At 70.3% G+C, this 7708-nt stretch carries 6 protein-coding genes; 5 read left to right on the forward strand and 1 reads right to left on the reverse strand.

Annotated elements, in window-relative coordinates:
• Positions 1-44 precede the first annotated feature (44 nt).
• Entirely contained in the window at positions 45-560 is a 516-nt protein-coding gene (locus CH341_RS25475) for an alpha/beta fold hydrolase (protein ID WP_111421777.1), read from the reverse strand.
• A 152-nt stretch (positions 561-712) separates the two neighbouring features.
• Here CH341_RS25475 and CH341_RS25480 point away from each other — a divergent pair, with 152 nt between their 5' ends.
• From CH341_RS25480 to CH341_RS25500, 5 genes are all read left to right on the forward strand, one after another.
• Positions 713-1081: a hypothetical protein gene (locus CH341_RS25480; RefSeq protein ID WP_245431244.1), complete on the forward strand. Its 369-nt coding sequence runs from the start codon at positions 713-715 to the stop codon at positions 1079-1081.
• Positions 1078-3732: an MGH1-like glycoside hydrolase domain-containing protein gene (locus tag CH341_RS25485; protein WP_210208611.1), complete on the forward strand. Its 2655-nt coding sequence runs from the start codon at positions 1078-1080 to the stop codon at positions 3730-3732. The genes CH341_RS25480 and CH341_RS25485 overlap by 4 nt, the downstream gene beginning before the upstream one ends.
• Positions 3733-3942: 210 nt before the next feature.
• A complete protein-coding gene (locus CH341_RS25490; protein ID WP_342635031.1) occupies positions 3943-4806 on the forward strand; it encodes an SDR family oxidoreductase in 864 nt (287 codons plus the stop codon).
• 138 nt (positions 4807-4944) lie between these two features.
• On the forward strand, positions 4945-6423 hold the full coding sequence (locus CH341_RS25495; protein WP_111421778.1) for an FAD-dependent monooxygenase: 1479 nt from the start codon (positions 4945-4947) through the stop codon (positions 6421-6423).
• Between the two features lie 225 nt (positions 6424-6648).
• The gene (locus tag CH341_RS25500; protein ID WP_111421779.1) at positions 6649-7614 is read left to right on the forward strand and encodes a tripartite tricarboxylate transporter substrate-binding protein; all 966 of its coding nucleotides are present in this window, start codon (positions 6649-6651) and stop codon (positions 7612-7614) included.
• Positions 7615-7708: the final 94 nt, after the last annotated feature.

Consider the following 7708-nt stretch of genomic DNA (forward strand, 5'->3'; position numbering starts at 1 on the left):
GATCTCGGCCATGTCGAGCCGGTCGTGCACCGAGCGCAGCCGCGTCACCTCGGCCGGCTCGAGCGACAGCGGCGTGTGAAGGCCGGCGTCAGCCAGCGCGCCAGGGTGGCGTCGGCGATCGGCGCGCAGCTCCCGGCGGCCCGCACTGCGGCGACCCGTGGGCCCCAGACGGCGGCGGCGTTGTGGAGCGCCTTCGGGGGCGCCTCGCACAGCGTCAGCGAGCGGACGCGGCCGCCATGGGCGAGCCCGAGCGCCTCGCCGATCATGGCGCCGACCGAGAGGCCGACGACGTGCACCTGCGCGATGCCGCAGGCGTCGAGCACCGCGACGATGTCGTCGGCGAGGCCGAACAACGTATAGTCGCCGGGCGCCGCCGCGCTGCCGCCGTGCCCCCGCATGTCGATCCGCAAGGCGCGAAAGCCGGCCGCCAGCACGGCCGGGATCTGCTCGGCCCACATCCCGCCGTCGGCCGCCAGCGCATGGGCGAAGCAGACGACCGGCGCGTCGTCCGGGCCGATCAGGTCGTAATGGACGGTGCGGCGGTCGTGAACCATCAGCATGGCGGGGGAATCCTGGCGAGCGGGGAGGCGGGAGGCGCCGCAGGCTGGCACAGGTCCGGGGCGCCGTCACGGCCCCTCATGAAAGCTCGCGGCGGCTGCCAAACGCCGTTAAGATTCGTCGGCTATCGTCCCGAGGCGCAAAAAGGGCTGTCATGATCAGGATCCCACGTCTCGCCGCCGCCGTGATCGTCCCCGCCGTGCTCGGGGCGTGGCCGGCGCTCGTGATCACGCCGGCCGCCGCCCAGGACGTGCGCGGTATCGAGGCCTGCGGGCAGGAGAGCAAGCTCGATCGCCGCACCGGCTGCCTGCAGAGCAATGTCGAGTATCTGCAGCAGCTCGTCGCCAAGAACAATGCGGCGGTCAACCAGCGCTTCGCCGCCGCGGCGGCCGAGATCGCGGCCCTCAAGGCCTCGGTCGCGGCCCTGCAGGCGACCGTCGACAAGCTCGCGGCCGCCAAGCCGGGCGATGCGAAGCCGGCTGATCAGAAGCCGTCCGAGACGAAGCCGGCGGCGCCCCGGTGAGCGATCCGTTCGCGACCACCGAGGAGGGCCGCCGGATCGCGGAAGCGAACGCCGGCGCGGCGCCGTGGCGGCGTTTCGGCACCTATGTCAGCGATCGCCAGTGGGGCACGGTCCGCGAGGACTACTCGGCCTCCGGCGACGCCTGGTCCTATCTCAGCCACGACGCCGCGCGCAGCCGCGCCTATCGTTGGGGCGAGGACGCGATCGGCGGCTGGTGCGACGTCGGCCAGCATCTCTGCCTCGGCCTGGCGCTGTGGAACGGCGCCGATCCGATCCTCAAGGAGCGGATGTTCGGCCTCACGAATAACGAGGGCAATCACGGCGAGGACGTCAAGGAGCTCTATTATTATCTCGACGCCACGCCGACGCACTCCTACGCGCGGATGCTGTACAAGTATCCGCAGGCGCCTTTCCCCTACGGCTGGCTGGTCGACGAGAACGCCCGGCGCAATCGCCAGGACCGCGAGTTCGAGCTGATCGACACCGGCGTGTTCGACCACGACCGTTATTTCGACGTGACGATCGACTACGCCAAGGCGGCGCCGGACGACATGCTGTGGCGCATCACCATCGCCAACCGCGGCGACGTGCCGGCCCGTCTTCACGTGCTGCCGCAGATCTGGTTCCGCAACACTTGGTCGTGGAAGGCGGGCGCCGCGAGGCCCGTGCTGACGGCGGAGGGCGGCGCCGCGATCCGCGCCGAGCACGAGACGCTCGGCTCCTTCACGCTGCATCTCGAGGCGCCGCAGGATCTGCTGTTCTGCGACAACGACACCAACGCGCACCGCCTGTTCGGCACGCCGCCGGGAGCCGGCTTCTTCAAGGACGGCATCGGCGAGTGTGTCGTGAACGGGCGGCGGGACGCCGTGAATCCGGCCCGCACCGGCACCAAGGCGGCGGCCCTGCACGTCGTCGACGTGCCGGCGGGCGGCAGTGTCGTGCTGCGCGCGCGGTTCTGCGCCGGCGCGCGGCGCGACGACGCATTCGGTGATTTCGACCAGATCTTCACGGCCCGCATCGCCGAGGCCGACGCCTTCTACGCCGCCCTGCAGGCGGCGATCCCCGATCCCGACATGCGGGCCGTGCAGCGCCAGGCGCTCGCCGGCATGATCTGGTCGAAGCAGTTCTACGCCTACGACGTCACCGAGTGGCTGAAGGGTGATCCGGCGCAGCCGCCGCCCCCGGCGTCACGGCGGCACGGCCGCAACAGCGACTGGTCGCATCTCGGCACCTCGACCGTGATCGCCATGCCGGACAAGTGGGAGTATCCGTGGTTCGCGGCGTGGGACTGGGCGTTCCACCTGGTCACGCTGGCGCTGGTCGATACGCGCTTCGCCAAGGACCAGCTGATGCTCGTCTGCCAGCCCTGGCTGATGCATCCGAACGGCCAGCTCCCCGCCTACGAGTGGAACTTCTCCGACGTGAATCCGCCCGTTCACGCCGGGGCGGCGCTGCGCATCTACGCCTGCGAGAAGGCGCGGACCGGCATCGGCGACCGCGGCTTCCTCGAGGCCGTCTTCATCAAGCTGCTGCTCAACTTCACTTGGTGGGTGAACCGCAAGGACCACGGCGGCCGCAACGTGTTCCAGGGCGGCTTTCTCGGGCTCGACAATATCGGCGTGTTCGACCGCTCGCGACCGCTGCCGGTCGGCGGCACGCTGACCCAGTCGGACGGCACCTCGTGGATGGCGATGTTCTGCCTCCACATGCTGAAGATCGCGCTGGAGCTGGCCCGCGAGGACGACGCCTATCAGGACATCGCCTCGAAGTTCTTCGAGCACTTCCTGCTGATCGGCGGCGCCATGACCAATCTGGGCGGCCAGGGCCTCGGCCTGTGGGACGACCAGGACGGCTTCTATTACGATTGGCTGATCCGCGACGACGGCGAGAAGGTGCCGCTGCGGCTGCGCTCCATGGTGGGGCTGGTGCCGCTGTTCGCCGTCGAGGTCTTCGACGACGATCTCCTGGCGCAGGCACCGGCCTTCGCGCGCCGCATGGAATGGGTGCTGGCGCATCGGCCCGAGCTCGCCGCGCTGGTGTCGCGGCCGCAGACGCCGGGGGCGGACGGGCGACGGCTCATCGCGGTGGCGCGCGCCTTCCGCATGACCAGCGTGCTGTCCCGCATGCTCGACGAGACCGAGTTCCTCTCCGACCACGGCATCAGGGCGATCTCCCGGGTGTATCGCGACAACCCTTATGTGTTCGAGCGCGACGGCTACCGGGCCGAGGTCCGCTACACCCCGGCCGAGTCCGACACCGGGCTGTTCGGCGGCAATTCCAACTGGCGCGGGCCGGTGTGGATGCCGGTGAACTATCTGATGATCGAGAGCCTCGACAAGTTCGGCCTGTTCTACGGCGACGAGCTGACGATCGAGTGTCCGACCGGCTCGGGCACCATGCTGACGCTCGCCCAGGTCGCGGACGAGCTGCGCCGCCGCCTGTCGCGGCTGTTCCTGCGCGACGCCGCGGGACGCCGCGCCGTCTCGGGCGATCACGCGAAGCTGCAGACCGATCCGCACTTTCGTGATCACCTCGTGTTCCACGAATACTTCGACGGCGATACCGGGCGCGGCGTCGGCGCCTCGCACCAGACCGGCTGGACCGGGCTGATCGCCAATGTGATCGACGAGCTGCACCGGCCGGGGCGCTGACGATGGGTCATTCCGGGGCGGCGCACGGCGCCGAGCCCGGAATCCAGCGACGTGGTCGGAGTTTGTGGCTGGATTCCGGGTTCGGCGCGCTGTGCCGCCCCGGAATGACGGCGAGCTGACCACCCGAGACCAGGATGCGGGCCGTGACATCGGCCGCTTCCGACCGAGTTGCCTTCGAACCACACCGCGTCACGACACCAGGAGCCCTGCATGACGACCTCGACCACAGCCGCATCGCCGAGCGCGTTCAACACCGACCTGCCCGCCTACGACCGCATGCCGCAGCTCCTGGCCGGCCAGACCGCGCTGGTGACGGGCGCCAATTCCGGCATCGGCGAGGCGGTCGCCATCGCCATGGCGCGGGCCGGTGCGAACGTCGCCGTCAACTACGTGGTCGGCTCGGCGGACGGCGTCGTCGCCGCCATCGAGGCGCTCGGCCGCAAGGCGGTCGCCGTGAAGGCGGACGTGTCGCAGGAGGATCAGGTCGAGGCGATGGTGGCCGAGGCCGTGAAGGCGTTCGGCACCCTCGACATCATGGTGGCGAATGCCGGCCTGCAGCGCGACGCGCCGCTGACCCAGATGACCAAGGCCGAATGGGACAAGGTGATCGGCGTGAACCTCACCGGCCAGTTCCTGTGCGCCCGCGAGGCCGCGAAGGAGTTCTTGCGCCGCGGCGTGCGGCCCGAGGTCTCGGTCGCGGCCGGCAAGATCATCTGCATGAGCTCGGTGCACGAGGTGATCCCGTGGGCCGGCCACGTCAACTACGCCTCGTCCAAGGGCGGCATCCAGATGATGATGAAGAGCCTCGCCCAGGAGCTGGCGCCGCAGCGCATCCGCGTCAACGCCATCGGCCCGGGGGCGATCCGCACGCCGATCAACACCTCGGCCTGGAACACCCCGGAGGCCTATGCCAGCCTGATGACGCTGGTGCCGTACCGCCGCATCGGCGAGCCGCAGGACATCGCCAACGTCGCCGTGTTCCTGGCCTCCGACATGGCCGACTACATCAACGGCATCACCCTGTTCGTCGACGGCGGCATGACCTGCTACCCGGGCTTTGCGACGGGGGGGTAGAACCTCCGGGGGACTGGACGGGGGCGGGAGAGACCACGCTTCCCCACACTGATATGTGCGTTGCCCCCCGGCTTGTATCAAGTCCCCCGACCTCCCGCACAGTCGCCCTCGAAATCTCCGGACCTCGGGAGGGTGGCGATGGCGGATCGTGCGGTGGTGATCGTGGGGGGCGGCCCGACAGGGCTGATGCTGGCGGGCGAGCTGGCGCTGGCGGGCGTCGACGTCGCGATCGTCGAGCGGCGCGCGACGCCGGATCTGGTCGGGTCGCGGGCCGGTGGCCTGCATGCGCGCACCATCGAGGCGCTCGATCAACGCGGCATCGCCGACCGCTTCCTGGCGCAGGGACAGGTGGCGCAGGTGGCCGGCTTCCACATGATCCCGCTGGACATCGGCGATTTCCCGACTCGCCACCCTTACGGCCTCGCGCTGCCCCAGCGCCACATCGAGCGGCTCCTGGCGGAGTGGGTCGACGAGCTTGCGGTGCCGATCCATCGCGGCTGCGAGGTGACGGGGTTCGTGCAGGACGAGACCGGCCTCGACGTCGCGCTCGCCGACGGTCGGTCGCTGCGCGCCGCGTATCTGGTCGGGTGCGACGGCGGCCGCAGCCTGGTCCGCAAGGCGGCCGGCATCGCGTTCCCGGGCTGGGATGCGACCACGAGCTGGCTGATCGCCGAGGTCGAGACGACCGACGAGCCGCAGTGGGGCTTTCATCACGATGCCCTCGGCATCCATGCGATCGGCCGGTCGGAGACCGAGGGGCGGGTGCGGCTGGTGCTGACCGAGCGGCAGGTCGGGTCCGCGAGCGACCCCACCCTGCGCGATGTCGCCGCCGCGCTGGTCGCGGTCTACGGAACGGATTACGGGGCCCGCAATCCGGCCTGGATCTCGCGGTTCACCGACGCGACCCGGCAGGCCGCCGCCTATCGGGACCGGCGCGTCCTGATCGCCGGCGACGCGGCGCACGTTCATCCGCCGATCGGCGGCCAGGGCCTCAATATCGGCGTGCAGGATGCCGTGAACCTGGGCTGGAAGCTGGCCCAGGTGGTGAAGCGGACCGCGCCGGACGGCCTCCTCGACACCTATCGGGCGGAGCGCCACCCGCTGGCGGCGCGCGTGCTGCGCACCACCATGGCGCAGGTCGCGCTCCGCCGTCAGGACGAGCGCACCCGGGCGCTGGGCGACATCGTGTCCGAGCTCGTCCGCCTGGACGAGCCGCGCCGGCGCCTCGCCGCGGAGATGTCCGGGCTGGGTCTTCGTTACGACCTCGGCGACGGGCATCCGCTGCTCGGACGGCGGATGCCGGATCTCGACCTCGTCACGGCCGACGGGCCGCGGCGGCTCTTCACCCTGCTGCACCGCGCCCGGCCGGTGCTGCTCGACCTCGGCGAGCCCGGTGTCGGCGGCTTCGATATCGCGCCGTGGGCCGATCGCGTCGCGGTGACGAAGGCCGACCATGCCGGCCCATGGGAGCTGCCGGTCCTCGGCGTCGTCGCGGCGCCGGCCGCCGTGCTGATCCGGCCGGACGGTTACGTGGCCTGGGTGGGAGACCGGGCCGGCTGCGGGCTCGCCGACGCGCTGACCACCTGGTTCGGCCCACCCGCCGCGTCGTCCGCCTGACGTCGCACGGGCGACGTCGTGCAGCGTGCCGGTGTCGCGCTGCACTGCACACCAAACGGGCCCCGCAGCACGTTACCGCTCTATCACGTAAGGGTTAGGTCGGACGCGAGCGCGCATGCGCTCGTGCGCAACGCATGGTATCACTCGTCGCCAGCCTGCATGACCCGGCGGCCGGTTCCGGCCCGCTCGATCTTCCCGGAAAGATGGGCAAGGAGGACTTTGCAGATGCGTTTGACGACGATTGCCGCAGCCTTGGCGCTCGCAGCCACCCCGGCCTTGGCGCAGACCTATCCCGACCATCCGATCACCATGGTGGTGCCGTTCGCGGCCGGTGGCCCGACCGACACGATCGCGCGCGTCACCGCCGCGAGCATGCAGAAGGCGCTCGGCCAGCAGATCATCATCGAGAACGCGGTGGGCGCCGGCGGCACCATCGGGTCCGCCCGGGTCGCGCGCGCCGCGCCGGACGGCTACACGCTGCTGATCCATCACGTCGGCCTGTCGACCGCGGCGACGCTGTACCGCAAGCTGCCCTACGACACCAAGACGGCGTTCATCCCGCTCGGGCTGGTCACCGAGTCGCCGCAGACCATCATCGCGCGCCCGGACTTCGGCCCCAACACGCTCAAGGAGCTGATCGACTACATCAAGGCGAACGGGACCAAGGTCACCTATGCGCATGCCGGCCTCGGCGCCGCCTCGCAGCTCTGCGGCATGCTGCTGCAGACGGCGATCCAGACCCAGATCACCACGGTGCCCTACAAGGGCAACGGCCCGATCATGAACGACCTGCTCGGCAAGCAGGTGGACATGACCTGCGACCAGGCCACCAACACCACCGGCCCGATCACCTCCAAGCAGGTGAAGGCCTATGCGGTGACGACCAAGACCCGGATGAGCACCTTCCCGGATCTGCCGACCGCCGACGAGGCCGGCCTCAAGGGCTTCGAGATCAGCGTCTGGCACGGCGTCTACGCGCCCAAGGGCACGCCGCCGGAGGTCGTCAAGAAGCTCTCGGATGCCATCGTGGCGGCCATGAAGGACCCGGATCTCGCCAAGCGCTTCCACGACATCACCACGGATCCGGTGGCGCCGGAGCGCGCGACCCCCGAGGTGCACCAGACGATGCTGATCAGCGAGATCGACCGCTGGGCCCCGATCATCAAGGCCGCCGGCCAGTACGCCGACTGATCCGCGACTCACCTGATCACGCCGCGAACGGCCGGGGCCCGCCCCGGCCGTTTTTCGTCGGCGAGGCCTGTCGCCGTAGGGTGGGCAGAGGCGC

This window comes from Rhodoplanes roseus (assembly GCF_003258865.1).
Taxonomy (GTDB): domain Bacteria; phylum Pseudomonadota; class Alphaproteobacteria; order Rhizobiales; family Xanthobacteraceae; genus Rhodoplanes; species Rhodoplanes roseus.